The organism is Mesorhizobium sp. M2C.T.Ca.TU.002.02.1.1 (assembly GCF_003997225.1).
Window position 1 is genome coordinate 1 of sequence record NZ_RZTO01001467.1, and the last position, 573, is coordinate 573.

1 protein-coding gene is annotated in these 573 nt (G+C 63.7%); it reads left to right on the forward strand.

What is annotated here, in order from left to right:
* A partial coding sequence (locus tag EOD07_RS36785) for a pyridoxal-dependent decarboxylase (protein WP_245470648.1) occupies nucleotides 1–573 on the forward strand: 573 nt, incomplete at both ends.

Genomic DNA, 573 nt, shown 5'->3' on the forward strand with positions numbered 1-573 from the left:
CTGCGCGACCGCCCGGTCCGGCCGGCAATCGCGCCGGGCGAGATTTTGAGAAGCATCGAGGCCTCGCCACCCGAATCGCCGGAGTCGATGGAAAAGATCTTCGCGGATTTCGAAGAAAAGATCGTTCCGTGCATGACGCATTGGCAGCATCCGCGCTTCTTCGCCTATTTTCCGGCCAATGCGGCGCCGGTTTCGGTCGTGGCGGAATATCTGGTCTCGGCGATGGCCGCACAATGCATGCTGTGGCAGACCTCGCCGGCGGCGACAGAACTCGAGACGCGCATCGTCGACTGGATGCGCCAGGCGCTCGGCCTGCCCGAAGGCTTTTCCGGCGTCATCCAGGATTCGGCCTCGTCGGCAACGCTTGCGGCGGTGCTGACCATGCGCGAGCGGGCGCTCGACTGGCAGGGCAACAAAAAAGGGCTGGCCGGGCAAAGCAAGCTGCGCGTCTATGCCTCCGACCAAGTCCACACCTCGATCGATCGCGCCATCTGGGTCTCCGGCATCGGCGAGGATAACCTCGTCCGCATCCCGGTCTCAGGACGTTTTCGTGCCATGGATATGGCTGCGCTG